Origin of the sequence: Bacillus sp. FSL M8-0063, assembly GCF_038005545.1 — a bacterium.
Classification (GTDB): domain Bacteria; phylum Bacillota; class Bacilli; order Bacillales; family Bacillaceae_G; genus Bacillus_A; species Bacillus_A wiedmannii.
This window is the reverse complement of record NZ_JBBOTJ010000004.1, coordinates 37099-62479: the sequence shown is the minus strand read 5'-3', so window position 1 is coordinate 62479 and position 25381 is coordinate 37099. Positions and strand designations below refer to the sequence as shown.

Genomic DNA, 25381 nt, shown 5'->3' with positions numbered 1-25381 from the left:
CCACCCCACATTACGACCCGAAATATGAAGACTATCGTTAACCTCTTCGATTAACTCGATAACACTATCGGGGATTATGTCGGAAAGCGACTGCCCCGTCGCATTTTTAACGTTGTTTTCTTTGAATGTGAATGAACCTACGCCCGTAACGTTGAATGACGCAATACCTTGCTGCTGCATCTTATTCGTATCGTTATAAACGATCGCTAGAAACGCGGAAAATTCATAGATCGCATTATCGGGGATTGTATTTCCCTTGAATTTCTTTCGAAGCGTTCTACCTGCTGCGTTCATAATACGAACCTTTTTGTCGTCGTCTGCGTCGTGCCAATCTTCGTTGCTGATTACGTAAGCGTCGATATGTTCCGTCGCTGCTGTGATTCTTTCCATCTATCACGACCTCCCGTATACGAAAAAGCGACTAGAGCCGAAGCCCTAGTCGTTACCTTTCGTTATTATTTTTTCACTGCTGCTCTCGTCGTAGCTGCTTTCGCTACCTAGACGCTTTTCAACGCCTAAGTTAACGATACGAGCGTGTGCCGCTTCTTGTAGTAATTCTAGCGTGTACTCGCCTACTAACATTCCTTGCATGTAATCGCCTTTCTTGCCTAAGAACGTGTGTGAGAATTCGCGAGTTTGTAGTGGACGAATGCCGATACGGTTCGCATCTACCACGAAGATCTCGTCGTTTCGTAGGTTGTTGTTAAGAACGATTTCCGCATTACCGAAGTCAGATACGAAGTGATCTACGACTACACCACGGCTATTTTCTTGACGAGTGATTCGGATTGCAGCCTCTTGAATCTTACTTAACGCAACCTTTTGCGAACCACCTGCGATAATTACGTGCTTACCGCCGCCATTCATGCCGCCTTTTTCGAAGATTTGTCGGAATGCTTCCGTTAATAAATCTAACGAAATCAGTTCTTTAGCAGCGTTAACTCTATTCGTCTTGATGAATGAACGCATTCCCGACATTAATCGAACATTGCCATTCTCGTAACGTACGCCGTTAACGATCGCTTTTTCTAGTTGTAACGCTAATTCTAGTTGTTTCTTTTGCTTCTCTTTCTCATACTCGTTGTCCACGCCGTATTGAGCGATAGCCATTGCCGTTCCTGTTAACTCTACTGAGTCGTCGAAGATTTGCGTGATATTAGAAACACGCTTACGTGGCTTGTAACGAGCGTCGCGAGCGTCTGCGCCTTCGTGTCCTTCTACGAACATGAATTCTACTGTTTCCACTGCTTCATGTGCTTCCACTTCCGTTTCCGCATATCCACGAACTACCGTTAACTTTTTAGCACCTGCATCGACCTTTGTAACTAAGATTAATTCGTCACCTACACGGACAACCGCACCGAATCGGAATGCCTCTACGCTAGCTACTTCGATTTCTGTTGCTGATGCATCTAATGCCGCAGTAATTTGCGTTTCTTGCTCGAACATTTCGTCTTCGAACCAAACGTGTTCTACGGTCGTAACTGCTTGTCCGAATCCTACTAAATCTAACATTGGCGTTTGTAATGGATTAAGTAATAAAAACTCGTCCGTTACGGATTCCTTTACGCCTACTAAGTCCTCTGAATAGATCTTATCTTCTGTTTTAACTGTCATTTTAGTTCCCCCTTATGAATTAGAAAAAGCCGCCTATTTTGGACGACTTGATATTTTATTTGTTTTATGTTAAAGGCTATTTACGCCCTAACTTACGCTTCATGTTCGCATATTTAATCTTGTCTTCTACTCGACCGTACTTGCGAACCTGTGCCGCTAATTCCGCTAACACTTGTTCGTCAGTCTTTTCGGTTTTAGTAGAACCTCCATTCGAAGCGCCGCCGATTTCTCGTTGCTTAACTTCTTCTTTCTTAACTAAGTACGGGCGATCCGTAGCTAGCTTCGTAACGATTTCGGCAATCTTTTCGACTTCCGTTTCGTCAGTAATTTCCGCTAACATTCGAGCATCTTTTAAATACTCTTCGGGAATGTGCGCCGCTTTCGCCGCTTTGTCGAATGCGCTTGTAACCTTCGATTCACGCTTTTCACGTTCGAATGCTGCAATACGTTCGTTAGCTGCTGCGATCTCTTCGTCTTTCTTTGCCGCTGCTTCTTTAGCTCGTTCAACTTCGTCTAGTTTTTCTAAACGTGCTGCTTCGGCTTTCGCTTTAATCTCGTCGTAGTCGGAATACTTGTCTTTGACTTTGTTCTTCGTACGTGCGATTAAATCGTTTAATTCGGATTGTGTTAGATCGACTTTCTTTTCGCCGTCCTTTAACTCATCCGTTTTTACTTCCTCTTCATGAGTTAGGTCTAATTTTTCTGTCATGCTAATACCCCCGTTTTTAACCCGTCGGTCATAGATTCCGATGTTTAACCCCGTCGTAAGGCTTGTTTCGTATTTGCCTCTCTCTTACTTCCTCATACTATATGTCGAGCCGATGGGTACTTTATTGTATACATTGCGTAAACTTTTTAATTTTTTTATTCATCATCTAATTTCGGCGCTCTTACACCTGCTTTTTCCGCAGCTTGTCCGATCTTTTCTTGCTTTTCGGCTAGATCCTTCGAAAAGTCGTCTAGCATATCGGGATCACGAATAGGTACGATATGGTGTTTACAATTCGGGTGAAATATCTGTCCCGTTCCTTTTAACTGATCGTACGTCGGGTAATTCCCTTCGGCTTCTTGCGTCAGTTTGATAATGCGCCCTTGATGATATCGGCACGCATCTTTCGTCGATCCATTGAATGAGATAGTCGCATAATAAGCGCCACGCCTTAACGCCTCGTTTTCCGTAGCTTGTTTTTGTACTTCGGTTAATTTCGTGCGACTTAACATTTCCGTATAATGCTCGACCGACCAACGGCGACCGCTTTTGTCGATAATCCCAGTATTAACGGAATCTTTTAATTGATCTTTTAATTCTTTGATCTTCTCTTTTAGCTCGTCCGACATTACCGTCGAGTTTCGAGATCTTGCGATACCTTCCGAAATGACTTCCGCAGATACGATTCGAATTCCCTTTTGCATTTGTTCCGCCATATTCTCGGTAATTGCAAGAACGTTTTTCATCGTGTCCACTGCGGCGACTCTCGCCATTTCGCTATTTACTTGACTGAATCGAGCCATTAACAACGCTTCTTTCATTGTTTCCGCATAGCCTAGCGAATGTAGCGTAGTGGCGATCCCTTCTTTTGCTGCTAGCGGTACGTTTTCTTTGATCCACTCTTTAGCGTCGCGATCTATCGTATATAGTTCTGATTGGATACTATGCATTAGTGCGATCCCAGTAGCGCGATTAAGATCTTCTATTTTCATTTGTTCTATTTCTGCATTGATTCGTTTTAGTGCCCGCTTATAAATTAAAACGAGCCGACCTACGTTATAGTCGTAAGTCGGCGTTGTTCTTTTATCCATTTACTTTTTCGTCTTCCTTTTCTTCTTCTTTAGGTAATTCTAGTTCGATTTCTTCATTAAAGACGTTCGGCGTTGCGGGCGTTAACGCTTTTTCGTCCTCTTTGATTCGTTCGATCATCGCTTGCGCTTGTGCGTCGTCTAAACTATCCATATCTTTGATAGCCGTTAATCTATCGATAGTAGGCATACCACCCGTACGGATCTGCATAACTTCCGCTTGTTCTTTCTCATTAGCGGGAAGACCGTCGCGCCATCTGATTTTTGGGTACACCGCGTCGTAATGTTGGAAACCTTCGCCTTCATTCGCTACGTTTTCTAGTAGCTGCGCAGCATATAACGAATCTCGTAATGCACGATCGACATTCGTACGAATACGTTTGACTTTCGATAGGATCGGCATAAATCGCGCTTTGATCGCACTACCGTCAGTATGTGACGTTCCCGTACCGCCCGCATTACCGATCGTTGTACCGAATAACCATTGCGGCGTCTCCGCTAATTGGAATACTAGATTAATCATAGTTTCCAGTTGCTTGAATGCGTCCGTTAACTTTCCGTCCCACGTCATATAAGCGGGTGCGACTTCGCCGTCTCTTAATGGAATGTAACGACCACCCCATGAAAGATTTACTTCTTGAAGATCGACGCCGTAAGCGGTGGGATCGCTATGTTTCATTAATATATAATCGATCTGCGTTAGACGATCGTTGATGGCGTAAATCAGCGATTTGATCTTTTTCGTAGTGCTGATACCCTTCCAATCGGTATCGACTGCTTTATATGGAATGTGACGTACTAGAATCATAGGTACGTTCGTTTCTATTACGCTAAAGTCCGAATGTACTTCTTCCATAATTTCGAATTGTTCCTGATTAACGCCGTATCTCGTAATAATGTTAGGTTTCGAAGATAATCGGAATCTTCTATAATGAATGAAACCTGCTACGTGACGTTCGACGTTAAGGTACGGTATTTCGCTTCCGTCCTGCTGAATAACCCATTCGATCGCCGCGATATTGATCGCTTTGAACTTCTTTTTCGACCCTCGTGCTAGTTCGGGAAAAACAGTAGCGGGATCTTGCGACTCGATGATCGATTCCATTTGTACACCGTTCGGAATAAACGGAAGTTCGCTAAGATCTTGTCGATATGAGAAATACGTTTTAATGAACGAATCGCCTCGGAATCCTGCGCCTACGACTAATTCTTGACCTAACGCAGTAAGATCGTTTTCTTCTACGATTGCAGCTAGTCGGGATTGCTCTAATGAATCGGGTGATTGTCCGCTTTCGAACGTTGGATCTTCGTTAAACATAAGATCGGCGGGCTTTTGGACGATGATGTCTAATAGATTGACCGCTAGATATAACGAATTTAATCGTTCTGCGTGCGGTGTATCTTTTAACATTTCCTGCGCTCGCTTCGGTAGATGCTTAAAATCACCTTCGTATAGCTTGCGACCGATTTCGTAATCTGCTAAACGTGGTAGATCGTCTTTTGGTGGGAACATCTTGCCGACTTCGAATAACGTATTATTCGGCTTGTATTCCGTTTCGTTTGCTTGATCGTGCTGATCGTGGTTATTATGGTTTGTCATACTATCGCCTCCTATATAAATAAAAAAGAGCGCCCATTAAGAGCGCTGCAATTAAATAACCGTACCTTCGTAATACACTTCTTCGAGCTCGTTTAGCTTAACGTCGAAGTTATACGCTTCTAGTGCTTCGCGACCTTCTAAGAATGCGTGACACGATTCTGTTAGCATAATATTTCGTGGTAGATCCGTATTATCATCGAATAGGATTACGGGACGTTGTAACGCTCCTGCTGCGCCTAGTTCCCAGTTTGTGCCGCTATCCGTCGAATGAACTGCGACAACGATATCGCATTTTAGGATCTCATGACAGTCGTTTAAATACGTAGCTTTTCGCCATTCTACCGATCCGAATTCTAAATGTTCGTTTTGATGTTCGCGAGGGCTGAATACTTCTAGACCTCTTTCGCGTAACGTTTTCTCTACGAATGCAACGCGTTCGATCTCTTCGTCATTGAAGAATGGGGACGCTAGATACACCTTTAACGGGCGTTTTGGTAGATTTAGAATGTTGTTAGGGTTAACGTATGTTGCGATGATATTTGCCATATTTGACAACTCCTTTTATATGTGTTAAGGAGACGATACCGAAGTACCGCCATCCTTACGCCTATATAAACGCTTGTCTATAACCAAACAGGTTTATCACGTACAACACCGCGAGGTCGCGCGACGTGCTCGACTGACATTTGTAATGCATCGGCACTATCTACGTAATCGCCGTATGGATATGCGTCTAGCTGATCTAGTAATAACTTATGATGTCTATTAAAGATCAACGATTTGTTAACGCAATACGGTTCTAACGATTCGATACGTTGTTCTTTCGAAGATTTTTGCGATCTTACATCGACTACCTTCGTAGAATAGATTCCCTGACGTGGCAACTCTTCTTGTAACTGACGATAAAATTCGTGCTGCGCGTTGATCGTCTCGACTGCGAGAATGTTCGGTCTGAATTCACGAACACGATCAATAATGCCTTTCATAAATTTGTGTGGTGGTTCTTTTGTTGCATATTCTTCCAACACAAAAATGCGCCCAGTCGATTCGTGCCTTCCCGTTATTACTAACGAGTTGTAGCACGATCGGGCGCTTTTACCCATTGCGATATCCCACGCAGCAGATATTGACATATCGCGTAGTCTATACGATTCCCCGTCGTATACGCATACTCTTTCGTGTGTATATAGATCTTGACGAAATTCGTAGTAGCCGAATTGATCCGTGAAGAAGAACTTTTCATCTTCCGAAAAAGCACGGTTTCGATACTCAGAATTGAACGTTTTCGTTCCCATATTCGCCTTACGTTCCATTAACGCTTTATAAGTCCAACGCCATTCCCACGCGGTTTCTACGCCTAACATCATAGCGTCGCCGTTTAATTGGAAATACTCGTCCGCTGCGCCGTCTTCGCCGTGTAGATATAGATCCGTATACTCTTCCCACATTTTCGGGAATTTCGGTTCTGATACGATCGCATCATAGAAACACGGTCGGAAATCTCGACGCTTTAATACGTGCGCTAGTAATCCCGTCGCAGATACCATCGTACCTACTAGAATATGATTCGTAGTTTTGCCGCCGATCGGTAATACAACGGCGTTAAACCAATCGATCAGTTTTTGACGAGCCTCTTTAGTTCCTTCGTTATTCATGGACGATGGATCATCCGTCACGCATGTTGTCGGTCTCAGCGCGCCGTGGCGTTTTCCACGTAATTGTTTTCCTGACGACGATGCTTCGACTAATTGATTCGCTAGCGTAATGAAAGAAGCCTCATTATCGCGCTCGTTAGCCATTGGATTTTCATATAGAAGTAATCCGAAATCTTCGATCAGCTTTTTATTGAATTTAAGCTGCTTATTACACCAACCGATCAATTTTTTCGATAGGTCGTCCGTTTCGGAAATTACTAATATGTATCTATGCGATAATTGACGGAATACTAGACCTTTTAATACGTACGCATTCGAGAAGATACCCGACTTCGAGTGACCACGGGGCGCGGCGATTGCAAGGTTTGTGCCCGTTCCTGCGTCTACATCGTCACATAAACCGAAGAACTCTTTATGTATTCCCGCCATTTCTTCGAGACCTTGATGGGCTTCGCCATCGTCTGAATTTTGTATAATATTATCGTCATTTTCGAGGTTGTGCCCGTCTGATAGATATTCCATCGTAAAGTATGCATTATCGACTTCGGCGCGGTGTACGCGTTCTAATCGCACTAGATCCGCCTTATCTTGCAGCATAGTTTCGATATGGTATTCGCTTGCGTCGCCGCTTTCGTATAGCTTGACGAAGGAGGAAAGGCGATCTTTTACGATCGCGATCCTTTCCGCCCTTTCTTCACGGTTTAAAAACTTCGAGCCGATCCACATTATTGATCGCCTTCTTTCGTACCTTGCGTCATAGCCTTGATTTCCTCTAACTCTTTCGCTAGATCTGCGTTGCTGCGAACGCCGTCTGACGTGCTATCCTCGATAATCTTCTTATCCGTAAGTAACGCATGTCGTCGGAAGTACAGGTCGATACCTTTAATCGATGGTTGTGCGCCGCCGATTGTACGCATTAACTGTTTATATACGAACGGTCGCATTTCCGATAGAAACTCGTCCGCGATCATGTTTTTATAATCGATAAACGCTTTATTCTTCGTGCGCCATTTATAAAGACACATGCGCGTCACGCCTAGTTCGGTCGCGATTTCTTCTTGCGTTTTCTTGTCTTCGTCCATTGCTAACTCATTTTCTACTAACATAAAAGCCGCTTCTCGCTGCTTTAAATTTAATCTCGATTCTAATTCTTTTTTCGTTGCCATTTTTAGCCCTCCTTAATTGGATTAAAAAAGTCGTTGACACCCTTGCGATATCATGTGATAATGAATGTAACAAAAACATTCGTCATGATACATAAGGGGGCAACACCAAATGAAAGAAGTACAACCAATCAGACACAAGAAAGATATAAATAAAATGAAACGTGCCTTACACGGTCGCAATAAATTACTATTTGTTTTGGGAATTAACTTAGGTCTTCGAATCTCGGATCTTCTATCGTTAAAAGCGTCGCATTTCTATAATGAAAAGAATCGTTTTCACTCTCATATCGTGATCGTTGAGCAGAAAACGAAGAAAACGCGAAAACTAACGATCAGTGACGCAGTTAAGAAAGAGATCAAAGATGCGGGAATTACTGGATATAGCGAAGACTATGTATTTCCATCGCGTAAAGGATCGAATCCGATCGGACGCGTACAAGCGTATCGAATTCTTAACGAAGCCGCAGAACGCGCAGGACTTGAAGAAGTCGGCACGCACACGCTGCGAAAAACTTTCGGCTATCACGCTTATAAAGGTGGCGTTAAGTTATCGCTATTGCAACGCATCTTTAACCATGCGAGCGAAAAAACAACGCTACACTATATCGGAATTACGCAAGATAAGATCGACGATGTTTATAACACCGTTTCACTATCGTTATAAGAGAACGACAAAAAGCGCCGCCCGTGTGGGTAGCGCTCTTTTTTGCGTTATATCCGTAGTTCTCTTCATAATATATGTGCGATAGATTGCGTATTAATTGTATACACGATGTAAACTAATCTATTTTACGCATTATGGGGGCGGATCTTACTATATTGTATTATTTGAATTATTACCCGTCTGACGAAACGCTCACATGAGTAAAACGTCACACTAACTATAACTACTCTTTTAAACAATAGCTATAATATATAAATATATATATTAACGATCACTACGTTCTCGTAGATAATTACGCAGCGAATATATAAATAATAAGTGCAAAAAGCCGCCCAAAGATCGTAAGTACGTTAGAACGATAATTAATGCGTAAATACGTTAATAAAAGAATGCGATATTAATTACGATAAAAAGGTCGACACTCTTTAAATGCTTCAGATTCGATCGTAAGACGTTTTATACGCTAGGAATACGATAGGACTCGAATATACGTTAGAACGCCATTTAAGCTAGTTGCGTAATTGTAATCGATAGATATGCGATAGGATTAAAATATGCGGAAATAGTCGATAATGTAGAAAAGGAGGTCGTTGTATGTACGTAAAAAGAGATCAATTATACGACTGGATAGCGTTGCACGAAGGATTATTACACGGATTGATCGACGAGGCACGAAAAAAGGGAACGGATAGCGACGTAACATTTTATAAAGGCGGACTTGCTGCGATATCATATTTAAAAACATCGGTCGAGACTCGACTAGATTCGGAAGATATTCGGCAGGATCTTGGGTAGTTAGTCGTTAAGAAGTTCTTAACGTCATAAATTACGATAGGATTTTGTATAGGCTGCGCAAAAGTGTCGTTAGCTGCTGCGTATAAACCCTTCGAGTTAAAAATGGTGCGCGCTTTGTGAATACCGTTGCTGCGGGGGCTTCGGCGAATTTCGATTCGGGGCGGCTCGATTGGTGAATGACTCATTCATTTCGATGCATGAAGAATGCAACACAAGTTACTTTTGTTACTTTCGTTAATTACTTTGAAATATTGATTTAAAAGACTTTCGAAGACATTCAATGAAAAAATGATTTCGAATAAGTTTTATGCACGAAACAAAACGTTGATTCAAAGCGATTCTTCTTTCGCAAATGATTTCGATTGAATGAATAAGATAATGAATAAAGAAAGTCGATGACTCTTTCGAAACCCCTCGAGTTTTGAAGTCCTTCTCTCTCAAAGAGATTTGCTGATGAAAGTAATCGCAACTCTTCACGCCACTCACTCGTACACTATGCGCATATCACTATCACATAATACTATCGACACACTACGCCATACATACCCATATAACTACCGATATATTAGCGCCTGTTAACCGTACATTTAACGTGCATTATTAACGTTGTGAGTATCTAATCCCCGTAAACATACGTAACCTATTACGCCTATTACTACCGACATATATGCGCCTTGTTATATCGGGGTGTTATATAACGAGCTATTGCGTATAGGTAACGGGCTATTGTGAAATACGTGCGGGCTATTGTTATATCAGTATGTCGCCTTGTTATATAACGGCATATATTTATCGTTAATTATGTGTAAAAATAGAGACTATATAACGCCCTATTTAGCGTACATTTAACTACATTTATCATATAAATACCGTCAATTATATGTAATGTGGTACGTATTAGCGGTGATACCGTACATTTATCGTTAATTTAGCGTTATTTACGTTAAAAATATAAGTAAAACCACACGGTTTCTTATATTAAAAAACTTGTCTAAAATAAATTATTGACATCTTCGTCATATCAATTTTATAATATAAGTAAGTTAAAGAAAGGAGGTTACGAAGTGGACAACGTGTTACAACTTTTGTAGACCACGGATATACAATTGCAACGTTTATCATTTCCGCCCTAGTTGTTGAATTCGAATTTGAATACATAAACGAAGACGGAAAGAAAACGAAGCGATTTAAAATCTCGTCAAGGTTTGCGAAAAAATAATTGAATAGAGGGCGTACTCACAATACGCCTTCTCTCATTATAACACGTAAAGCCCACGAATATACTATGAAAAATAGACGTAATTTCTATCTGTTAATCGCAGTCACATTCGTAATCATGACCGCAGCAAAAGCAAGCGGCAATTTAATCGTAGCAGCTATCGGCGTCACTTTCGGCTTGTCCGTTGCATTAGCGCTCTTAACTGAAAGGATAACGAAATATAGAGAAGATTATAAGGCGCATAAAATAGCTGTTGACAAACGCAGAAAAAGGCGGGATCTGAAAATAGATCGCCGCCTTCTTTTTGTCTTCTTATTTATATTTACGTTTGCTATTCTCATATGCGAATGATACGTCTTGCGGATAATGTTCGAATGTTAAATCGCCCTTTTCGTTTAATCGATGCAGCTCGCACATAATCGATTTTTCGTTAGGCTTTAAGAATGTGAAGTTCTTTCCGTTTAAATTTTGCAACGCTACGCGGGCGTGTCTCATACCACCGTGAACCCTGACGCATAAGTACGCCGCTTTCTCTTTAATGATATCGCCCTTCCATTATTCAGCACCGCCAATCGGTACTAGCGCTAGTTTGAATTCGTGTTTCGGATATACTTCGAATGCAGCTACGGTACTATGTTTCGCAAGCTCTTTCATTAGTCCATCGATCGAATTGTTATCGAACGCTATTGATTCACCATTAACATTAAGCAGCTTGTACGTTTTGCCGCAATCATCTAGTCGATGATTGCTTAAAATATAGCCCTCCATACCGTTTTTACCTCGATTTGTTTTCCATTAAATCGCCACTACATCGCCGACCGTCGGCTTTCGATCATTAATCTGTACGTCTAGAATCATATTTACCGCCTCTTTCAAATGTTTTTGTGCTTACGCCTATATAAACGCAAAAAAGAGCACCTTTAGGCGCTCCGTATATGATTTCTGTATTCTTTTATAATGTCTTCGTCGGCACTACGGCGAAGTCCAGTCTTTCCGATATTGCAGTACGGTCGCATAGTACGAATTAAGTGGGCTTCGTATACTTCTCTATGCGTAATATCACTAACATACATATAGTCGATTCTATGCGCCACGCCTTCACGAATTAAATGCGCTAATCTCTTATTTGAGCTAACTACGTTAACGTGCGAATATGTACGCATGAATAGATCGTTTGATATGCCGACATATAAAGGATTGCTAAACTTGTTGTATATCGTATATATGCCGCCTACCATTTTCAGATCTTCGATAATACGCATATCGCTTTTTAAATGATCGATAAACACCGATTTACGTACGCTAGGTGCTTTAATCGAGATCATACCGTCGTCGAATCGATTATCGTTTAACTTCTCTTTAAACTTCGCAGCCTTTTCGAATTCAGCTTTTAAGATCTCTTTTCGTTGCTCGTCCGATACCACGTAGCGCCCCTCTTCGTTGATCTTACGCTTTAATCTCGTGATCGTTTCCGATGGCGTTGCCGTAGCACAATCGTCGATCGTTGTAATGTTATCGAAGTGTTTCCAGTACATAAGAATAAGTAATCTATCGTTGATCCTCGTAGCAGGATATTTTCGTAATATATACTCTACCTTCGCTTTCTTTGTGCGTAATTTCCCCATTTTCGCCACCCCTTAGTATGTTATTTTATTGTTGTTATGCAGCACGCCGCCAACGTGTATCGACGTATCTTTGAATATTTCTTTCGCCGTGATCTTCATATCTTTTCCTAGATCCCCTTTGACGACCTTTTTCGGATCGCCTACGAATACCTTAACGCTTTCGCTTAAACTCGTTAATGCGTCCGCAATCTTCTTATGATCGATATCAACCTTTACAGGTACGTTAATATTAATTTCGCCTTTGGTCGGATCTAAATGCTCGATAGATACCGTAGTCGATGCGAATGTTTTCGGGTTATAAATAACCGCTAGTTTATCATGTTTTCGCTTGTCCGTTTTGTTATCGATAATTCGTAGGATCTCGACCATATCACCACGTATATGTCGTTCTACGTCCGCATGATCGTCGAATGTATAATCGCCGCCACGCTCTACCATTTCGAATGAGATCTTTAATATAGCCTTATCGCCCGCTTTTAACATATAGATTCCCCCTATTAAAAAGAGCGCTTATATAGCGCCCTATTGTGTAATTAGTACATATGTGAGAATAGCAGCGATCGAAGCGATCACGGCATACCCTCGTATAATTCGTCTCTTTACGTTATACATTGTCTACATACCTTTCATATGCGCATGACAGTAGATCACATTCGTAATGAACGTAAGCACCGCGATCATATCGCCATAGTAGATTCTTTTCTCGCCCTTCTTCTCGACATTTCGGGCACGGGATCGTAGTTAGTCCGCACCCGTCGATTAATACGCCCGCCGTAACCACTATTCTTCCTCGCCTTCTTCTTCGTAAGTTACTACGAACTTATCGCCACGCAAGCCCGCTTTGTATGCGGCTTCCATCATTTCGGGAATATCTCGTACGAAATCTAGATCACGTTCTAAATTCGCATCTTCGGGACACTCGTGCATATCGCCGCAGCTAACGTCGCTTAAACCTTTCGGCATAATCATTTCTACGTGTGATCCTCGCCACATACCGCCCGCAGTATTGATTACGTGAATCTTAAATTCTTGCTCATTCGTAGTCGTTCGGATCAATTCTTGCGAATCTACTTCGATTACGTAGTACGTACCCTTTTTGTTATTCGTTTGACCCATCGAACGACCTAAGAAATTACGATCTTCGAATGCCGCTTGCCCTTTTGCACCTGTCAATAATTGACCCGTCGTTTTACTTACCGCGATATAGATTTTACTCATATAATCGCCTCCTTATCGTATTTTTTCGTCATCCTAACGCCTACATAAACGCAAAAAAGACGCCCATTTAGGCGTCCTTCGTTTCCAATTTCCATAATTTTTTATGTATGTGATCCGCGGTATCATCGAACCATTTTGCGGTACACTTTCGACTTTCAAATAGACCGTATACACGCTCTAGTAACTTCATGTATTTTTCGTTCATAGCTCAACTCCCGCCTTATCGCTGATGTCATATCGCGCATCGTTCGTTTTCTTCACGTTTTTGATATCATCGTGAGCCTGTCCGTATGTAACTTCGATAATTTCGCCATGCTCGACGCTTAGTGATTCGTCAATTTCTGAAAGATAGATTACGACGTTATCGTTCGGATCTTCACTTACGCCTATAAATTCAATATGACCGATCTCATAGCGTTGTACAGTCTCTTCTTTTTCGTCCGCATATACGCAGCCCGTGAATAATGTTGCCGCCATTCCTAGTACAATAGTTAATTTCGTGATTTTCTTAAACATAATATCAACCTCTTTCGTTATTTTAATAGAACATTCTACGAACCGCGCGACGCTTAATCGCTTTCAGCGTGTACCGTTTCCACGGTTGTAATCTATAATAGAAATCCCACGGTAACGGAACTACTAGTACGCCCGATATCGTTGGATCTTGTGCGACTACTTGCGTAGGCGCTGATAACTCTAAAGATCCACCAGTTACGCCGTTGTCCGCTTGAATTTCCTGTAATAACTCTAAAATGTATTCGTTCGTGTATTGCTCGTAACCACCGTGATAACGATCGTTTAACTTTGTTGCGATTTCTTTTACTAATAACTCGTCGTTTTCTTGTAATAGTGCGATAATAGCGATTTTAATTTGCTCTTTTTTCATTATGAGCACCCCTTTCGTAACTTTTTTCGCATGTTGCTTAATTAGATTAATAAAATCGATATCATAAAGGTGTCAATAAATAATTGTAAATAAAAAAGAGCCTACATAACGTAAGCTCTAAAAACCTTATTATTACTGACTTCGGTATATAATTTAAACGTCGCATTCTTATGAAACACTTCAATTATATTTATACCGTCGTATAGTCGATATTCCTTCGATATTGGAATCATATTGACGTGTATGTTTCCCCAGTCGCATAAGTTTTCGTATTGCCCTTTCGTAAGATCTAGATAGTTATCACGCAATACTTTACGTACGTGCGGTGCTTTTCTGAATCGTGCGAAGAACTTTTCGAACATATTAAGCGACCCTCTTTCGTGTGATTTTGCTAGGATTCGTCGCCTTTCGATAAGCCTCGTTACGATTCGCTAACGCTTCGTCTTGTGCTTTCGTAAGTCTTTCTTGTTCATAAGGCTTTAATTTTCTCCGCCCTTGCTTACGATAGTTGTTACCGTCCGCACCATACGTACGGCACGCCATATTTAAATCGATCGGAATTTCGCCACGACTTAACATACGTCGTTTGTTTTGGTTGTCCGTCATTACGGGATATTCTTCTAACGTAATTTTATCTACGCGTGCGTCGCCTTCTAACGCTTCGTATAGAATATGATCCGCTAGATATTCGCATACATCGATCATCTTATTCTTATCGTTGCGAATGCGTACTTTATTCGGCATTTTACCCGTTTGTCTTACATATGCGTCTAGTAAGAACTCTACCGCAGCCATACGATCATTAATCGGTAGCATTAGTTCGACTAGCTTGCGAGCCTCTTCGATCAATACGGCTTTATAGTCGCCGACAAACATTCTCGTAAAGTTGATCTTATATTCTTCGATGTTAGTAATCTTCGTTTCAGTTGCCTTTGTCATTGTACTTCCCCCTAGTATTCCCACGCCGTATAAACGTCGGCTATTTTCTTTAGTGCGCTACGTGTATTACGGCTTGCCGTCGATGTATCTACGCCCATACGTAACGCCGTGTCCGTCATTGTTAAGTCTTGATTATATCGAAGTTCAATGCAGCGAGCTTGCAACGCAGTAAGTTCCGCCTGATAGATTGCGTTCTCTAGATCCGCTAACATATCGATTGCAGCCATATCGCCGCGTGCTTCCGCCGTAGAGCGTATATTATGTTGTTGTTCTAGTAATTTTTTAACACCTACGATCGTACGTAATTCGAAACGTACTTCTAATCGTTTTGTTGCCGCCTGTTTATCGAAGTTAGATACGCCCATTTCTTAACGCCTCCTTACGTGAAATCGTTTGTAGATCTGAATTGATCTTCTCCATAAATTCACGCCACGATTTCGCAGCAGCAACGCGACGACGTTCGATGTTATGAATGCTTAATAGAATCGCTTCCAGTTGTTGCACTAGTTGAATTAAGCCGCCTTCGTTATTGATTTCGTAATCTACTTCGAATGCTTCGATTGCCGTTTCTGTCTCGTGATAGAAATCTTCTTCTTTGAACTCGTCGCCCGCATCGATAATGCGTTGCTTTCGGATCTCGTCGCTCACATTTACGCGAATGATATATGCGCCCTGTTCTCGCAGCGAGTCGATTTCATTTTGTTGTCGTACGTCCGTGATAACTACGTTATGTCCCGTTGATCGTAAGAAGTCGATTTTCGGTTGTAGTCGTTTGATCCAAACTAATGCATCATGTTTGCGCTCTTCTTGTCCTTCGTGTTGCAGCAATGCACGGCGCTTCCCGCTTTCTTGCTTTCCGTACTTGCGATCCACTTGCATTTTTAGTTCGTCCGCATATGCGCCACGTTGAAACTTACCGCGACGATCCTTCGCCATTAATCGGGCGATCGTATCTTTTCCCGTTCGCATCTTGCCCGCGATGCCGATAATTACCGTATTATTCATCTTTAAAAGCTCCTTTCGCATTCGAGAACATTACGACCGCACAAATACCAATAACGATCGACATCGGTAAATTTTGCGCATCTAGATAGCGGATAGCGCCCGCCGTACATAAAAGACCTAAATACATAGCGATTCCGAATCTCATAGCTCTTTACCGCCCTTCACGATCTGACTCATACCATACGAAAGCATGACCATAGCCAATGCAAATTGGATAAATTGTCCGAACGGATTACCATTTACGCCGTATTGAATTCCAATTGCAAACGTGCCCGACCCGATCCATGTAAATAAATTCCCTACTACTATATGTTTCATTTCATCGCCTCTTTTCGTTGTTGTTCTTACGCTTATATAAACGCGTCATGATGCGGTTTGCGGCGATGTAGGCAAATAAAAAAGAGCGAAGGCGTATAGCCCTCACTCTCGTATATATCCCGTTACATATTTCACGCCGAACGATGCCGTCGCAGCCTCGCTAGATCCGTGAAACATATCGAACGTATTGCCCTGTATTGCGCCGCCGCGATCCTCGCAAATATATGTACTACCTAGATCGGGAATACTGATCTTAGTGCCGAATTTATATTGCGGTGGACAAGCGAGCGTACGACCTTGTGTGTAGTCCGTTCCGCTAGCCGTCTTCCCTTCGCAGCCGATGCAATCAGCACCGTACGCCGTAACTCTCATATCTATTTTGCGCCCACCTTCGTTAGCTTCGGACGGCTTCGCCTTTTGCGGCTCTACCTTCTTTTGCTTATCAACGATGGACGCCCGTGTCTTTTTTAGCTTATCGACCTCGCCCGTTAAGTTTTCGATAACTTCACTCTTCGAATGATCTTCGAGTTTCGTCTTATTATAATTCTCGCGCTCTACGGCTAAATCTTGTTGTAATGCGCCCACTTCGATCTCTAGTTCGTTAACTTTCGAATTCAGTTCGTAGACCTTATCTTCGGATTTCTTGCGATCCTCCTTAACGCTATTATGATTCGCCTTTTCGCGTGCTAGGTTATTTTCGAGATTTTCGATAGTTACCTTAGATTCTCGCATCTTATCGATAGATAGCGTCATGGCGGTAAACGTGAGCATAAAGCCGAATACGATCAGTAATACTCGTAGTTTTCTCATTATGACATCAATCCTTCTTTAATCGCCTTACGCACGCCGCGGAAATATTCGACCTGATTAACGATTTCGATTCGTAGATCTTGTTTTAATTCATTTAAGAAGTTCTTCGATCCTTTTAGCGGGAAGATCGCGCCGAACGCCACGAGCTTTTCTTTCCCTGTTTTCAATTCGATTAGATGAAACGTTTTTGGATCGGTTGGTGCGACACGTAATTCGCATTTAATAGGTACTAGATTCTTTTTCGTTTGTGTTTTGACTTTCATATTAAAATTCCTCCCAGTTATAGAAATGTTTGCGGCAAACGCTTTTGTATTCCTCGTCGCCGATCTGTACTTCTTCGCCTTGCTTCGTTGGCTCGCCGTCTACGAATCGTAGATTCATCGTAGCTTTACGATCGCAGCATTGACATAATCCCTTAATCTCGGAAACGTCGTCCGCTAGTGCGAATAATGCCGCAGATCCTTCGAATAGCTCGCCTTTGAAGTTCGTTTTCAGTCCGTAGAATATTACGGGAATGTCTCTCTTATCGACTATTTGCGTAATAATACCCTCGATACAATATCGTGATAAGAATTGCGCTTCGTCGATTAGAATAACGTCGGGGCTTCGCATGATTGCGAATGCTAGCACCGTGCCCGCACCTCTATCGGGATCTATCGCCTTCGCCGTATGACCAATTCCGATTCTACTAACTACACGATCGTCGCCTTCACGCGTATCTGCACTCGGTTTAAATACGAGAACCCTACGCCCCGATCGTTCGTACGTGTCCGCAGTTTTAAGAAGTTCTAACGACTTCCCCGCAGCCATTACGCCTAGTTTTGCGTATGCCTTTGCACTCATATAGCACCCTCCTTTCGGTTGCTTACGCCTATATAAACGCAAAAAAAGACGCCCGTAGGCGTCCTTCTTCGATGTTCTATTCTTTTTCGTTAAGTTGTCGTAATTCGATTAGCGCGGCTTCTTTCAGTTCGATGACCGTCGCCATGAACATAAATAGCGCAGCAGATAGCCCGCCCAATACTAAGAGTACGATCCCGCCGAAAACGCCGTCATTTCCGTAGCCGTCTTCGAGAAAACTGACGATAGCGAATACCCCGAAAAGTACCGCCGTGATTAGCGCAGCCAATCTAAAAATTACCGTGATCGATGATCGTCCCGTTTGTTGCATATTCATATATAATAACCTCCGCATTTAATTATCCACGAATATTATTACACAACTTGCGTAATTAATCAAGTACTTATAACGACTTAAAAGACGCCCTATTCGACGTCCTTCGTTTGCTCTTCTACTAATTTCTTATATCTATTGATAGACATTCGATGAAATTCAGCGGGCGTATACGATGTATTTACGATCATTTCTTCGACTGATTTAGCCATTTCGCCCGATGCGATCATTAGATCCATGTTATCGGATTGCGACGCAACTAGTCGAGCGTGTGCCGCCATTTCTACTAATGCGTTTATTTCTAATGTAGTTGTAATGTTTCTCATATTAAAATATCCCCCGTCGTATGTTCTCGTTACGCAAGTTGCGTAATTATAGTTAAAAAATTAATCGAGCATTTCGATTTCTTCTAACGATCTTATCAACAAAATACACGTTATCTTTAACTTTTTCGCACAGTAATTGCGATGCTTGTATCTCGGTTTCTGATCGAATCCAATCGATTCGGCTTCGTTTAGCCTTATCATAATAATGAACTTCCCATGTAGGCGCTAGCTCCGATTCGACGACCTCTTACGATATCTTTATACATTCACTGTTTGCCGTTAAGTTAAAGACATTTTCTTCTCGTTTCGTTACCACCACAGTTGTAACAGATATTTCGAATAAATTCATTTGTTCTATTTCTGAAACCTACGTCGTATTAATTTGTTGAGTTAATCATATAACGATACCGCAAGTATGTCAATAATAAATTTTAAACGTTGCAGCGGTGCGCATAAATGTGGTAAAATAAGTACATATTAATAGGATATCGATATTATCGGGGGTTATATAGATGAACAATTTAAAGTATGTGAATTTCTACAATGCTACAAAAGACGAGCCACGTTGGGAAAAGGCTAAATACAAGGAATTCGAGCCGTTACACCGTACAAATACAGGTACGGGCATACGATTTGTATTACGTGAATACCTTGAAAAGATCGGATTATCACAACGATCACTAGCCGAATTAAGCGGGCTAAATCAACCGACTGTAAATGACATTTGCGAGAATCGAGCGTTATTATTAAACGTTACACATCTTGTGCGCATATGCAGCGTACTGGGTTGTGACATTACCGACATTATGATAACAGTACCAATACAAAATACCGAATACACGGAAAGCGATAGTATTCATAATATAAAACAAAGAGAAAAGGCGACTCATTAAATTGAGCGCCTCTTTTTTATTTGTTCTTTATGAAATTCGATTAACCACGCAGCCTTTCGAACTGCACGCGGATCGTGATACGCTAGATCGAAGCCCGATGCGGTTTCCTTCGTGAATCCTTCGAACTCTTTCGCCATTTCAGCGACTTTTGCTTCCGCAGGATATTGCGCATGAAGGTCACCCAGTTCCATCGCCCATCGATCGTAAGTATGATCGTCTATGATATTCGTATTGTATTGATAGTAAATACACGAATGTACCATGATTTGGTGACGTCGTTGCGTGATCTTATCGCGAATAGCTTCGTTCATATCCTTGTAAACCTTTCGAACAACTCTTTCCATAAATCCGTATACGCTACGTGTAGATTTTCGTCTAGCATATCGTAAAAGCAGCACGGCATTTCCGAAGTATCATACCCCAGTAGGTGCGCCATTTGATAGCATTTAAAGATCTTCTTATCGCGCGATAGATTCGATTTATATCCCGATTGGTTTATATGTAGGTCTATATATCCGTATGTTTGATTCGTAAAATCTTCTACGCTAACAGATCCGCCCGACCAACCGTGACGACATTCGTTACAAGACGTATTGATCGGTGTACTGAATCTATATTGCGATAAGACTTCGATAAGCTCGCCGACTGTCTTCGCATGTGTTAATTTAATCATGACGGCGATCCCTCCCGAATACTGATTGCGCCCATACTAACGATAGTACGACGAATAATGCCGCAGTATCGATTAATTTACTGATCGTTCTTTTCATCGTTTACCACCTCTTTTATACTGAATGATCGCCACGTTTCCTCGTTTGCGCTCCAATCCGTGATATAGTGCGTCTTCTAATCTTCTAGCAGAAACGTCGCCCTTAAACGTGATTACGAATGTTTTCGCTTCTAGTTCTTTAGATTTCATTAATAAACACCTCGCCATGATCGAATTTGCAATCTAGCGCTAAAAACGGTTTAACGTGTCTATACCACCAATTAAAATTAATCGGTCGCTTCGTAGTACAGTCGATTACCTTTCCGATGCGTTGTCCTTGCCAATGCTTGCCGCGAATTTGATCGCCTACGCAGATAGCTTCGATCTTTAGCTTATTTTCCATAAACGTTCCTTTGTAAAAGCCCTTATATACATTGTTTGCCGTGTCCCTATCTTCTTTCGTGTCATAAATCGCAATGATATATCGTGGTGTAATTTCCATACGATCGCCTCCTTATATTTACGACTATATAAACGCCGCATAAACGCAAAAAAGACGAGATCCGAAGATCCCGCCCTTTAATTCTCATATTTTAAAACATCATACCCGCGACCGCAGCGCTTAATAAGTTCGCCAACAGTCCGCCAGTTAATGCCAGTAATCCCAGTTTCGCAACCTTAGGACGAATAGAAGGCGCTAACGCTCCGATTGATCCTAATAGAATCGCGATTACGCTAAAGTTAGCGAAGCCACATAGCGCGAATGTTACGATCATAGTCGCTTTAAGTGACATAGTTGCGTCGATCAGTGATCCAAACGCTACGAATTCGTTTAATACCGTCTTTTGTCCGATGAACGTCGCAGCTTGCATTACGTCCGCAGCAGGTACGCCGATCACCCACGCCAACGGCGCGAATAAGTAACCTAGAATTAATTCGATCGATAAGCCCTGTACGCCGAATAATGAGCCGATACCGCCAATAATGCCGTTAAAGAACGCCACGATTGCGATAAATGCCATTAACATAGCAGCGACGGAAACTACAATCTGTATTCCTTCTTGTGCGCCTCGTGCCATAGCATCGAACATATTCGCACTTTCCTTATCCTTAACTAATGCGATGTCTTGTACTTCCGACTTTTCAGTCGAAGGCATAATAATTTTTGCGATAAGTAACGCCGATGGAATCGCCATAACCGCAGCCGTTAATAAGTATTTTAATTCGATACCTAGTGCGGCGTACCCGATTAAGATCGAACCCGCTACCGATGCTAGTGCCGAAGTCATTACCGTAAATAATTCCGCCTTACTTAATTTCGTTAGATACGGTTTAATTAAGATCGGTGCTTCCGATGCGCCTAACGCTACGCAACCGACCGCATTAACGCCCTCTAATTTAGATACGCCCATTAATTTCGCGATAACAGTACCTAGTGCATTAACAAACTTTTGCATAATGCCGAAGTAGTATAGTAACGATACTAACGAACTAATGAACACGATAACCATTAATGCATGGAAGAAGAATACGAAATTCCCAGTCGCTAGATCGCCGAATACGAATTCGATCCCGCCCTTCGAATAGCCCATGAAGTGTTGAATTCCATTACTTGCAGCAGCTAACGCAGCGATTCCGATATCTGACTTCATTACGAACGCAGCGAAGCCGATCAGCATCGCCAAACCTACGATAATAGGTTGTAGTTTGATATTGCGTTTATCCTTCGATAGTAGAAAGGCGATCGCTAGAATCGCCATAATTCCTATTAATCCTCTAATCATTATTGTAACCTCCCGATTTTAATTAATGCGTCTTTAACGATCTGTACGACTTTCTTTTTGTCTTCCTCGCTATTTGCATAGTCGAGTTCGGCTACGTTAATTTTGATTTTTGGAGACTTATCGTACGTCGTGTACCATTTCGTATACTTTGCGTTTAGGCGTTCCCAGTAGCCGCGCTCGACTTCGCTTTCGATTCCGCGATTACGTTTAGCGATACGATCGATCGCCGTATCTACGTCGCACTCTAGATAGATTAGTAACGTAGGCTCTTTCGCATGTTCTAACATCGAATCTAGTAACGTATCGTATGTACGGTACTCTTCCCACGTCATGCCCTCACCGCCATCTTCGAGATCTTCCGCTAACATTTCCGCGAAGATTCTATCGCCGAAGATCGAACGATCTAAGATCCCGCCGTCTTTGCGGTGAATCTCTTTGATTTGCGCGAATCTCGTATTTAAGAAGTGGATTTGCGTAGTAAACGCCCATCGTGTTTTCTTCGCATAGAATCGATCGAGCAGATTTAACGTGTCCTGACCTCCGATTTCGGGATATAGTTTAATACCGATTTCCTTTTCTATTAATTCCGCTAGTGTAGACTTTCCGCAGCCTACTACGCCGTCGATTACGATCACATTCTTTTCCCCCTTGTGCATATTAATTACCCCTCTTCTCGATAATTTTCTTCTCTACTAAATGAGTTAGAATAACCGCACACGCGTCGGATTCATCGTCAGATATAAAGATAAAATCATCGATTAAATTCAGATAGCGGCGTACGGCTTTTTCCACCGCAGCTTTATCCGCCTTTCCGTCGCCTGTCATTACGCGTTTAATCGTTGTCGGCGAAATCTCTTCGATCGCATAATCTCGCAATACTAGATCGCTAACACCTACGACTTTAAATAATGCTTGCGTAGTTTGTGCGAATCTAGAAAACCCCTTTTCGCGGATGATCGTATCGAATGGCGCGAATTCTATCGATGCCTTTTTGAGTTCCGTCGCGATTACGTGTAGGCGTTGCCCGTGTCGTTGCCTCGGATTCGTTTTAATGCGGAATTTGTGAACAAGATCTAACTTCCCGTCTTCTAGATCGATGATCGCTACGCCCGCGCTCGCTAATGAAAGATCGAGTCCTAGAAAGCGGCGTCGCATTGTGCGTCGTCACCTTTCCAATTTCCCTCGATATAGCGCCATGCCTCTAATACGCTATTTTTCTTCCATTGCGGCATACGGGATCTTGAAATACGTTTTACTTGTTCGTTAATTTCCGCATATTCTTCGGCAGTCAACGACTTAACGGTCGCTTCCTTGAATGAATTGAACGTGAATTTCGTTACATCGAATTTCGGCGGTTTCTTCGCATCTACGCAATCTAGAATATGTTTGAACTTGTCCATAATTCGTTGTTGCGTTTCTTGTGCGAAATCGATTTCGAATGCCCTAATATCGGGATTTGCGATATAATCTTCTTCGCTCATGATCCACGACTTTTTCGATAGATTGCCGTATAATACAATCCCTCGACTAATGTGCATATCTTTAAACAACATCGAATACGTGATCGATTGCATTTTGTGATCCTCGCCGACTTCTTTCATCGAATAGAATCCCGTTTGTGCGCTCGTCGTTTGCTTCGACTTTACTTCTAGCAGCACTAGTTCGCCCGTCTTCGTATCTACGAGAATTCCGTCACATTGCCCCAGTATCGAAACTAATTGCCCGTTATGCTCAACGTGTGAGATCGTTTGACTGAACTTTTCCCACGCGGGATAACGTTTCCCATTAACTTCGATATAGTATGGTACGAATGGCGGATCTTCGCCGAATTGCGCTTTCCAATGCTTTTCGATGAATAGTAGATCACGTTGGATCATATCGCCGTATGCAGTACCCATTCGAGTCCATCGCCCTTGATGCGGACGCCCCGTATGTTTATCACGAGGTGACTTAACGTGTTTCATGTACAATTCGCGGCTATCGCTATTCGTGCTCGATGGCGTGAAATACTTTGTACCGCGTTTCCCCCACGGTAGGCGCTTCTTATTGGTCGTACGAATCTCGTATTCCCATAGGTGTATTTGCGCGTCGAGATCGTCGTCCCAAACTTCCTGAGATCCGTGCCATTTGTCGAGCATATCTAGAAAACGATTTGCTACGTCGCTATCGCCACGTTTCGGAAGCTCTGAGATATCTTTCTTCGATTTTGGTGCGGTCGTCTTTGTCGCCGTGCCTAGCACGTTTACGGGTTTAAATAAACTACTCACCCTATCGCCTCCTATATAGTTGTCAATGATCGTTAATTACTTACGCCTATATAAACGCACGACTACGCATACTTCCGGTTATCTGTCAAGTTTATTTTTACGCACAAAAATGAGCGCCTATATAGCGCCCTATTTCTCGATTGCTCGTATTAGTTCGTGCCCGCCGTTATGTAGAAACGAGTCCAGTTCCGAAATACTATCGAATGTTTTCGTTACGATCTCGCCTGATTTCAATTTAATGCGTGCTTTAATCATTTCGTCACCTCTTCGACGATAGATACTTGTTGCGCTTCAAAGATCTTCGCTATTGCGTATTCGCTCAACTCTTCCGCAGTATATGCCGATCGCATAACGTGATCTTCGTCCATACTCATATAGTAGAAGAACGTATTTAATGCGCCTTTTTCGTTTGTTGCCTTTACTATTAATCGATATCCTTGCGTATTTTCTAATTTGATTCCATATCTATTCATTATTTCGAAACCTCCTGTAATCCAAATGCATCGTAAGTCTTAACGCCAACGCCTCGCGCTCGCATTGCATTATCTAGTCCGACCTCCATCGCAGTACATCCGAACTTCTGACATAATGGCGAATCGCTTCCGATCACATTATCGTAGAATCTTTCCGCCGCCTGATCGTCAGTAGCTACGATAATCGCAGCGAAGCCAGTTACACCGTAATCGCAGATTGCGAAGTACTTTGGCTCGATTCCTTGTTCTATCGTAAGTGTAAATAGCTTTTCTGAATATCCTTTAGTTAATTTCATGTATATGACAAACTTATCATTATTTTATATTTAAGTCCCGCGCCTTAGTCGTCACATCCGCAGTTAAGCCCGTCTATCGGCTACTTTTCTTTCTTTTCCATTATATTAAACAGACACCTTTGTCATTTCAATAATAAATAAATAA

At 42.2% G+C, this 25381-nt stretch carries 42 protein-coding genes; 3 read left to right on the top strand and 39 right to left on the bottom strand.

Features of this window, described 5'->3' with window-relative positions:
* From MKX31_RS28370 to MKX31_RS28335, 8 genes are all read right to left on the bottom strand, one after another.
* Positions 1-390: hypothetical protein (locus tag MKX31_RS28370; protein ID WP_340981899.1), on the bottom strand; the 390-nt coding region annotated here is incomplete at its 3' end.
* Positions 391-435: 45 nt separating this feature from the next.
* Entirely contained in the window at positions 436-1617 is a 1182-nt protein-coding gene (locus MKX31_RS28365; RefSeq protein ID WP_340981898.1) for an SU10 major capsid protein, read from the bottom strand.
* Positions 1618-1693: 76 nt separating this feature from the next.
* Positions 1694-2326: a hypothetical protein gene (locus tag MKX31_RS28360; protein WP_340981897.1), complete on the bottom strand. Its 633-nt coding sequence runs from the start codon at positions 2324-2326 to the stop codon at positions 1694-1696.
* Positions 2327-2481: 155 nt separating this feature from the next.
* A complete protein-coding gene (locus tag MKX31_RS28355; protein ID WP_340981895.1) occupies positions 2482-3417 on the bottom strand; it encodes a phage minor capsid protein in 936 nt (311 codons plus the stop codon).
* The gene (locus tag MKX31_RS28350) at positions 3410-5014 is read right to left on the bottom strand and encodes a portal protein (RefSeq protein ID WP_340981894.1); all 1605 of its coding nucleotides are present in this window, start codon (positions 5012-5014) and stop codon (positions 3410-3412) included. The genes MKX31_RS28355 and MKX31_RS28350 overlap by 8 nt, the downstream gene beginning before the upstream one ends.
* Positions 5015-5065: 51 nt before the next feature.
* On the bottom strand, positions 5066-5560 hold the full coding sequence (locus tag MKX31_RS28345) for a nucleoside 2-deoxyribosyltransferase (RefSeq protein WP_340981893.1): 495 nt from the start codon (positions 5558-5560) through the stop codon (positions 5066-5068).
* A gap of 77 nt (positions 5561-5637) precedes the next feature.
* Positions 5638-7395 (bottom strand): phage terminase large subunit, encoded by a 1758-nt coding sequence (gene terL, locus MKX31_RS28340; protein ID WP_340981892.1) that lies wholly within the window; start codon positions 7393-7395, stop codon positions 5638-5640.
* Positions 7395-7835: a phBC6A51 family helix-turn-helix protein gene (locus MKX31_RS28335; RefSeq protein WP_340981891.1), complete on the bottom strand. Its 441-nt coding sequence runs from the start codon at positions 7833-7835 to the stop codon at positions 7395-7397. Before MKX31_RS28335 ends, terL begins: the two co-directional genes overlap by 1 nt.
* Before the next feature lie 109 nt (positions 7836-7944).
* Here MKX31_RS28335 and MKX31_RS28330 point away from each other — a divergent pair, with 109 nt between their 5' ends.
* On the top strand, positions 7945-8499 hold the full coding sequence (locus MKX31_RS28330; protein ID WP_340981890.1) for a tyrosine-type recombinase/integrase: 555 nt from the start codon (positions 7945-7947) through the stop codon (positions 8497-8499).
* A 594-nt stretch (positions 8500-9093) separates the two neighbouring features.
* On the top strand, positions 9094-9294 hold the full coding sequence (locus tag MKX31_RS28325) for a hypothetical protein (protein ID WP_340981889.1): 201 nt from the start codon (positions 9094-9096) through the stop codon (positions 9292-9294).
* Between the two features lie 1531 nt (positions 9295-10825).
* Here the strand turns inward: MKX31_RS28325 and MKX31_RS28320 are convergent.
* The 20 genes from MKX31_RS28320 to MKX31_RS28225 all read right to left on the bottom strand — a co-directional run bounded on the left by MKX31_RS28320 (position 10826) and on the right by MKX31_RS28225 (position 18814).
* Positions 10826-11008, bottom strand: coding sequence for a hypothetical protein (locus MKX31_RS28320; RefSeq protein WP_340981888.1), 183 nt, complete (start codon positions 11006-11008; stop codon positions 10826-10828).
* A gap of 60 nt (positions 11009-11068) precedes the next feature.
* Positions 11069-11281, bottom strand: coding sequence for a hypothetical protein (locus MKX31_RS28315; protein WP_340981887.1), 213 nt, complete (start codon positions 11279-11281; stop codon positions 11069-11071).
* A gap of 152 nt (positions 11282-11433) precedes the next feature.
* On the bottom strand, positions 11434-12138 hold the full coding sequence (locus MKX31_RS28310; protein ID WP_340981885.1) for a nucleotide excision repair endonuclease: 705 nt from the start codon (positions 12136-12138) through the stop codon (positions 11434-11436).
* Positions 12139-12150: 12 nt separating this feature from the next.
* On the bottom strand, positions 12151-12621 hold the full coding sequence (locus MKX31_RS28305) for a hypothetical protein (protein WP_340981884.1): 471 nt from the start codon (positions 12619-12621) through the stop codon (positions 12151-12153).
* 121 nt (positions 12622-12742) lie between these two features.
* On the bottom strand, positions 12743-12919 hold the full coding sequence (locus MKX31_RS28300) for a hypothetical protein (RefSeq protein WP_340981882.1): 177 nt from the start codon (positions 12917-12919) through the stop codon (positions 12743-12745).
* Complete coding sequence (locus MKX31_RS28295) at positions 12919-13356, bottom strand: hypothetical protein (RefSeq protein WP_340981880.1); 438 nt, start codon at positions 13354-13356, stop codon at positions 12919-12921. The genes MKX31_RS28300 and MKX31_RS28295 overlap by 1 nt, the downstream gene beginning before the upstream one ends.
* 67 nt (positions 13357-13423) lie before the next feature.
* Positions 13424-13561 (bottom strand): hypothetical protein, encoded by a 138-nt coding sequence (locus tag MKX31_RS28290; RefSeq protein WP_327896702.1) that lies wholly within the window; start codon positions 13559-13561, stop codon positions 13424-13426.
* Positions 13558-13872 (bottom strand): hypothetical protein, encoded by a 315-nt coding sequence (locus tag MKX31_RS28285; RefSeq protein ID WP_340981878.1) that lies wholly within the window; start codon positions 13870-13872, stop codon positions 13558-13560. The genes MKX31_RS28290 and MKX31_RS28285 overlap by 4 nt, the downstream gene beginning before the upstream one ends.
* Positions 13873-13894: 22 nt before the next feature.
* A complete protein-coding gene (locus MKX31_RS28280; protein ID WP_340981876.1) occupies positions 13895-14242 on the bottom strand; it encodes a hypothetical protein in 348 nt (115 codons plus the stop codon).
* Positions 14243-14343: 101 nt separating this feature from the next.
* Positions 14344-14604, bottom strand: coding sequence for a hypothetical protein (locus MKX31_RS28275; RefSeq protein WP_340981875.1), 261 nt, complete (start codon positions 14602-14604; stop codon positions 14344-14346).
* A 1-nt stretch (position 14605) separates the two neighbouring features.
* Positions 14606-15181 carry a hypothetical protein gene (locus MKX31_RS28270; RefSeq protein ID WP_340981873.1) on the bottom strand — a complete coding sequence of 192 codons (576 nt, stop codon included), beginning with the start codon at positions 15179-15181 and terminating at the stop codon, positions 14606-14608.
* An 11-nt stretch (positions 15182-15192) separates the two neighbouring features.
* On the bottom strand, positions 15193-15546 hold the full coding sequence (locus MKX31_RS28265) for a sigma factor-like helix-turn-helix DNA-binding protein (RefSeq protein WP_327896707.1): 354 nt from the start codon (positions 15544-15546) through the stop codon (positions 15193-15195).
* Positions 15533-16186, bottom strand: coding sequence for a deoxynucleotide monophosphate kinase family protein (locus tag MKX31_RS28260; RefSeq protein ID WP_340981869.1), 654 nt, complete (start codon positions 16184-16186; stop codon positions 15533-15535). The genes MKX31_RS28265 and MKX31_RS28260 overlap by 14 nt, the downstream gene beginning before the upstream one ends.
* Positions 16179-16331, bottom strand: a complete 153-nt coding sequence (locus tag MKX31_RS28255; protein ID WP_340981868.1) for a hypothetical protein — start codon at positions 16329-16331, stop codon at positions 16179-16181. Before MKX31_RS28255 ends, MKX31_RS28260 begins: the two co-directional genes overlap by 8 nt.
* On the bottom strand, positions 16328-16504 hold the full coding sequence (locus tag MKX31_RS28250; RefSeq protein ID WP_340981866.1) for a hypothetical protein: 177 nt from the start codon (positions 16502-16504) through the stop codon (positions 16328-16330). Before MKX31_RS28250 ends, MKX31_RS28255 begins: the two co-directional genes overlap by 4 nt.
* Positions 16505-16606: 102 nt before the next feature.
* The gene (locus MKX31_RS28245; RefSeq protein ID WP_340981865.1) at positions 16607-17314 is read right to left on the bottom strand and encodes a 3D domain-containing protein; all 708 of its coding nucleotides are present in this window, start codon (positions 17312-17314) and stop codon (positions 16607-16609) included.
* The gene (locus MKX31_RS28240; RefSeq protein ID WP_264462796.1) at positions 17314-17577 is read right to left on the bottom strand and encodes a hypothetical protein; all 264 of its coding nucleotides are present in this window, start codon (positions 17575-17577) and stop codon (positions 17314-17316) included. Before MKX31_RS28240 ends, MKX31_RS28245 begins: the two co-directional genes overlap by 1 nt.
* A gap of 1 nt (position 17578) precedes the next feature.
* On the bottom strand, positions 17579-18157 hold the full coding sequence (locus MKX31_RS28235) for a thymidine kinase (protein ID WP_340981864.1): 579 nt from the start codon (positions 18155-18157) through the stop codon (positions 17579-17581).
* A gap of 76 nt (positions 18158-18233) precedes the next feature.
* Positions 18234-18491 (bottom strand): hypothetical protein, encoded by a 258-nt coding sequence (locus tag MKX31_RS28230; protein WP_340981863.1) that lies wholly within the window; start codon positions 18489-18491, stop codon positions 18234-18236.
* Positions 18492-18580: 89 nt separating this feature from the next.
* Positions 18581-18814, bottom strand: coding sequence for a hypothetical protein (locus MKX31_RS28225; RefSeq protein ID WP_340981862.1), 234 nt, complete (start codon positions 18812-18814; stop codon positions 18581-18583).
* Between the two features lie 512 nt (positions 18815-19326).
* Here MKX31_RS28225 and MKX31_RS28220 point away from each other — a divergent pair.
* Positions 19327-19707: a helix-turn-helix domain-containing protein gene (locus MKX31_RS28220; protein ID WP_340981861.1), complete on the top strand. Its 381-nt coding sequence runs from the start codon at positions 19327-19329 to the stop codon at positions 19705-19707.
* Here MKX31_RS28220 and MKX31_RS28215 read toward each other — a convergent pair.
* The 11 genes from MKX31_RS28215 to MKX31_RS28165 all read right to left on the bottom strand — a co-directional run bounded on the left by MKX31_RS28215 (position 19704) and on the right by MKX31_RS28165 (position 25236).
* The gene (locus MKX31_RS28215; RefSeq protein ID WP_445661310.1) at positions 19704-20018 is read right to left on the bottom strand and encodes a DNA ligase LigA-related protein; all 315 of its coding nucleotides are present in this window, start codon (positions 20016-20018) and stop codon (positions 19704-19706) included. The two genes, MKX31_RS28220 and MKX31_RS28215, sit on opposite strands and share 4 nt — an antisense overlap.
* The gene (locus tag MKX31_RS28210) at positions 20015-20380 is read right to left on the bottom strand and encodes a hypothetical protein (protein WP_340981859.1); all 366 of its coding nucleotides are present in this window, start codon (positions 20378-20380) and stop codon (positions 20015-20017) included. Before MKX31_RS28210 ends, MKX31_RS28215 begins: the two co-directional genes overlap by 4 nt.
* A gap of 93 nt (positions 20381-20473) precedes the next feature.
* Positions 20474-20626: a hypothetical protein gene (locus MKX31_RS28205; protein ID WP_340981858.1), complete on the bottom strand. Its 153-nt coding sequence runs from the start codon at positions 20624-20626 to the stop codon at positions 20474-20476.
* A complete protein-coding gene (locus tag MKX31_RS28200) occupies positions 20616-20918 on the bottom strand; it encodes a hypothetical protein (RefSeq protein ID WP_340981857.1) in 303 nt (100 codons plus the stop codon). The genes MKX31_RS28205 and MKX31_RS28200 overlap by 11 nt, the downstream gene beginning before the upstream one ends.
* Positions 20919-21009: 91 nt before the next feature.
* Complete coding sequence (locus tag MKX31_RS28195) at positions 21010-22200, bottom strand: NupC/NupG family nucleoside CNT transporter (protein ID WP_340981856.1); 1191 nt, start codon at positions 22198-22200, stop codon at positions 21010-21012.
* On the bottom strand, positions 22200-22835 hold the full coding sequence (locus MKX31_RS28190) for a deoxynucleoside kinase (protein WP_340981855.1): 636 nt from the start codon (positions 22833-22835) through the stop codon (positions 22200-22202). Before MKX31_RS28190 ends, MKX31_RS28195 begins: the two co-directional genes overlap by 1 nt.
* Positions 22836-22857: 22 nt before the next feature.
* Positions 22858-23355 carry a crossover junction endodeoxyribonuclease RuvC gene (locus MKX31_RS28185; protein WP_340981854.1) on the bottom strand — a complete coding sequence of 166 codons (498 nt, stop codon included), beginning with the start codon at positions 23353-23355 and terminating at the stop codon, positions 22858-22860.
* Positions 23337-24164, bottom strand: a complete 828-nt coding sequence (locus MKX31_RS28180; protein WP_340981853.1) for a hypothetical protein — start codon at positions 24162-24164, stop codon at positions 23337-23339. Before MKX31_RS28180 ends, MKX31_RS28185 begins: the two co-directional genes overlap by 19 nt.
* A 432-nt stretch (positions 24165-24596) precedes the next feature.
* Entirely contained in the window at positions 24597-24722 is a 126-nt protein-coding gene (locus MKX31_RS28175; protein ID WP_340981851.1) for a hypothetical protein, read from the bottom strand.
* Positions 24719-24940, bottom strand: a complete 222-nt coding sequence (locus MKX31_RS28170) for a hypothetical protein (RefSeq protein ID WP_340981850.1) — start codon at positions 24938-24940, stop codon at positions 24719-24721. The genes MKX31_RS28175 and MKX31_RS28170 overlap by 4 nt, the downstream gene beginning before the upstream one ends.
* A complete protein-coding gene (locus MKX31_RS28165; RefSeq protein WP_340981849.1) occupies positions 24940-25236 on the bottom strand; it encodes a hypothetical protein in 297 nt (98 codons plus the stop codon). Before MKX31_RS28165 ends, MKX31_RS28170 begins: the two co-directional genes overlap by 1 nt.
* Positions 25237-25381 lie beyond the last annotated feature (145 nt).

Excerpts from the sequence above, each read along its gene's own strand:
- MKX31_RS28365 (WP_340981898.1), bottom strand. The coding sequence starts at position 1,617 with ATGACAGTTAAAACAGAAGATAAGATCTATTCAGAGGACTTAGTAGGC.
- MKX31_RS28360 (WP_340981897.1), bottom strand. The coding sequence starts at position 2,326 with ATGACAGAAAAATTAGACCTAACTCATGAAGAGGAAGTAAAAACGGAT.
- MKX31_RS28355 (WP_340981895.1), bottom strand. The coding sequence starts at position 3,417 with ATGGATAAAAGAACAACGCCGACTTACGACTATAACGTAGGTCGGCTC.
- MKX31_RS28350 (WP_340981894.1), bottom strand. The coding sequence starts at position 5,014 with ATGACAAACCATAATAACCACGATCAGCACGATCAAGCAAACGAAACG.
- MKX31_RS28345 (WP_340981893.1), bottom strand. The coding sequence starts at position 5,560 with ATGGCAAATATCATCGCAACATACGTTAACCCTAACAACATTCTAAAT.
- terL (WP_340981892.1), bottom strand. The coding sequence starts at position 7,395 with ATGTGGATCGGCTCGAAGTTTTTAAACCGTGAAGAAAGGGCGGAAAGG.
- MKX31_RS28335 (WP_340981891.1), bottom strand. The coding sequence starts at position 7,835 with ATGGCAACGAAAAAAGAATTAGAATCGAGATTAAATTTAAAGCAGCGA.
- MKX31_RS28330 (WP_340981890.1), top strand. The coding sequence starts at position 7,945 with ATGAAAGAAGTACAACCAATCAGACACAAGAAAGATATAAATAAAATG.
- MKX31_RS28325 (WP_340981889.1), top strand. The coding sequence starts at position 9,094 with ATGTACGTAAAAAGAGATCAATTATACGACTGGATAGCGTTGCACGAA.
- MKX31_RS28320 (WP_340981888.1), bottom strand. The coding sequence starts at position 11,008 with ATGAGACACGCCCGCGTAGCGTTGCAAAATTTAAACGGAAAGAACTTC.
- MKX31_RS28315 (WP_340981887.1), bottom strand. The coding sequence starts at position 11,281 with ATGGAGGGCTATATTTTAAGCAATCATCGACTAGATGATTGCGGCAAA.
- MKX31_RS28310 (WP_340981885.1), bottom strand. The coding sequence starts at position 12,138 with ATGGGGAAATTACGCACAAAGAAAGCGAAGGTAGAGTATATATTACGA.
- MKX31_RS28305 (WP_340981884.1), bottom strand. The coding sequence starts at position 12,621 with ATGTTAAAAGCGGGCGATAAGGCTATATTAAAGATCTCATTCGAAATG.
- MKX31_RS28295 (WP_340981880.1), bottom strand. The coding sequence starts at position 13,356 with ATGAGTAAAATCTATATCGCGGTAAGTAAAACGACGGGTCAATTATTG.
- MKX31_RS28290 (WP_327896702.1), bottom strand. The coding sequence starts at position 13,561 with ATGAACGAAAAATACATGAAGTTACTAGAGCGTGTATACGGTCTATTT.
- MKX31_RS28285 (WP_340981878.1), bottom strand. The coding sequence starts at position 13,872 with ATGTTTAAGAAAATCACGAAATTAACTATTGTACTAGGAATGGCGGCA.
- MKX31_RS28280 (WP_340981876.1), bottom strand. The coding sequence starts at position 14,242 with ATGAAAAAAGAGCAAATTAAAATCGCTATTATCGCACTATTACAAGAA.
- MKX31_RS28275 (WP_340981875.1), bottom strand. The coding sequence starts at position 14,604 with ATGTTCGAAAAGTTCTTCGCACGATTCAGAAAAGCACCGCACGTACGT.
- MKX31_RS28270 (WP_340981873.1), bottom strand. The coding sequence starts at position 15,181 with ATGACAAAGGCAACTGAAACGAAGATTACTAACATCGAAGAATATAAG.
- MKX31_RS28265 (WP_327896707.1), bottom strand. The coding sequence starts at position 15,546 with ATGGGCGTATCTAACTTCGATAAACAGGCGGCAACAAAACGATTAGAA.
- MKX31_RS28260 (WP_340981869.1), bottom strand. The coding sequence starts at position 16,186 with ATGAATAATACGGTAATTATCGGCATCGCGGGCAAGATGCGAACGGGA.
- MKX31_RS28255 (WP_340981868.1), bottom strand. The coding sequence starts at position 16,331 with ATGAGATTCGGAATCGCTATGTATTTAGGTCTTTTATGTACGGCGGGC.
- MKX31_RS28250 (WP_340981866.1), bottom strand. The coding sequence starts at position 16,504 with ATGAAACATATAGTAGTAGGGAATTTATTTACATGGATCGGGTCGGGC.
- MKX31_RS28245 (WP_340981865.1), bottom strand. The coding sequence starts at position 17,314 with ATGAGAAAACTACGAGTATTACTGATCGTATTCGGCTTTATGCTCACG.
- MKX31_RS28240 (WP_264462796.1), bottom strand. The coding sequence starts at position 17,577 with ATGAAAGTCAAAACACAAACGAAAAAGAATCTAGTACCTATTAAATGC.
- MKX31_RS28235 (WP_340981864.1), bottom strand. The coding sequence starts at position 18,157 with ATGAGTGCAAAGGCATACGCAAAACTAGGCGTAATGGCTGCGGGGAAG.
- MKX31_RS28230 (WP_340981863.1), bottom strand. The coding sequence starts at position 18,491 with ATGAATATGCAACAAACGGGACGATCATCGATCACGGTAATTTTTAGA.
- MKX31_RS28225 (WP_340981862.1), bottom strand. The coding sequence starts at position 18,814 with ATGAGAAACATTACAACTACATTAGAAATAAACGCATTAGTAGAAATG.
- MKX31_RS28220 (WP_340981861.1), top strand. The coding sequence starts at position 19,327 with ATGAACAATTTAAAGTATGTGAATTTCTACAATGCTACAAAAGACGAG.
- MKX31_RS28215 (WP_445661310.1), bottom strand. The coding sequence starts at position 20,018 with ATGAACGAAGCTATTCGCGATAAGATCACGCAACGACGTCACCAAATC.
- MKX31_RS28210 (WP_340981859.1), bottom strand. The coding sequence starts at position 20,380 with ATGATTAAATTAACACATGCGAAGACAGTCGGCGAGCTTATCGAAGTC.
- MKX31_RS28205 (WP_340981858.1), bottom strand. The coding sequence starts at position 20,626 with ATGAAATCTAAAGAACTAGAAGCGAAAACATTCGTAATCACGTTTAAG.
- MKX31_RS28200 (WP_340981857.1), bottom strand. The coding sequence starts at position 20,918 with ATGGAAATTACACCACGATATATCATTGCGATTTATGACACGAAAGAA.
- MKX31_RS28195 (WP_340981856.1), bottom strand. The coding sequence starts at position 22,200 with ATGATTAGAGGATTAATAGGAATTATGGCGATTCTAGCGATCGCCTTT.
- MKX31_RS28185 (WP_340981854.1), bottom strand. The coding sequence starts at position 23,355 with ATGCGACGCCGCTTTCTAGGACTCGATCTTTCATTAGCGAGCGCGGGC.
- MKX31_RS28180 (WP_340981853.1), bottom strand. The coding sequence starts at position 24,164 with ATGAAACACGTTAAGTCACCTCGTGATAAACATACGGGGCGTCCGCAT.
- MKX31_RS28175 (WP_340981851.1), bottom strand. The coding sequence starts at position 24,722 with ATGATTAAAGCACGCATTAAATTGAAATCAGGCGAGATCGTAACGAAA.
- MKX31_RS28170 (WP_340981850.1), bottom strand. The coding sequence starts at position 24,940 with ATGAATAGATATGGAATCAAATTAGAAAATACGCAAGGATATCGATTA.
- MKX31_RS28165 (WP_340981849.1), bottom strand. The coding sequence starts at position 25,236 with ATGAAATTAACTAAAGGATATTCAGAAAAGCTATTTACACTTACGATA.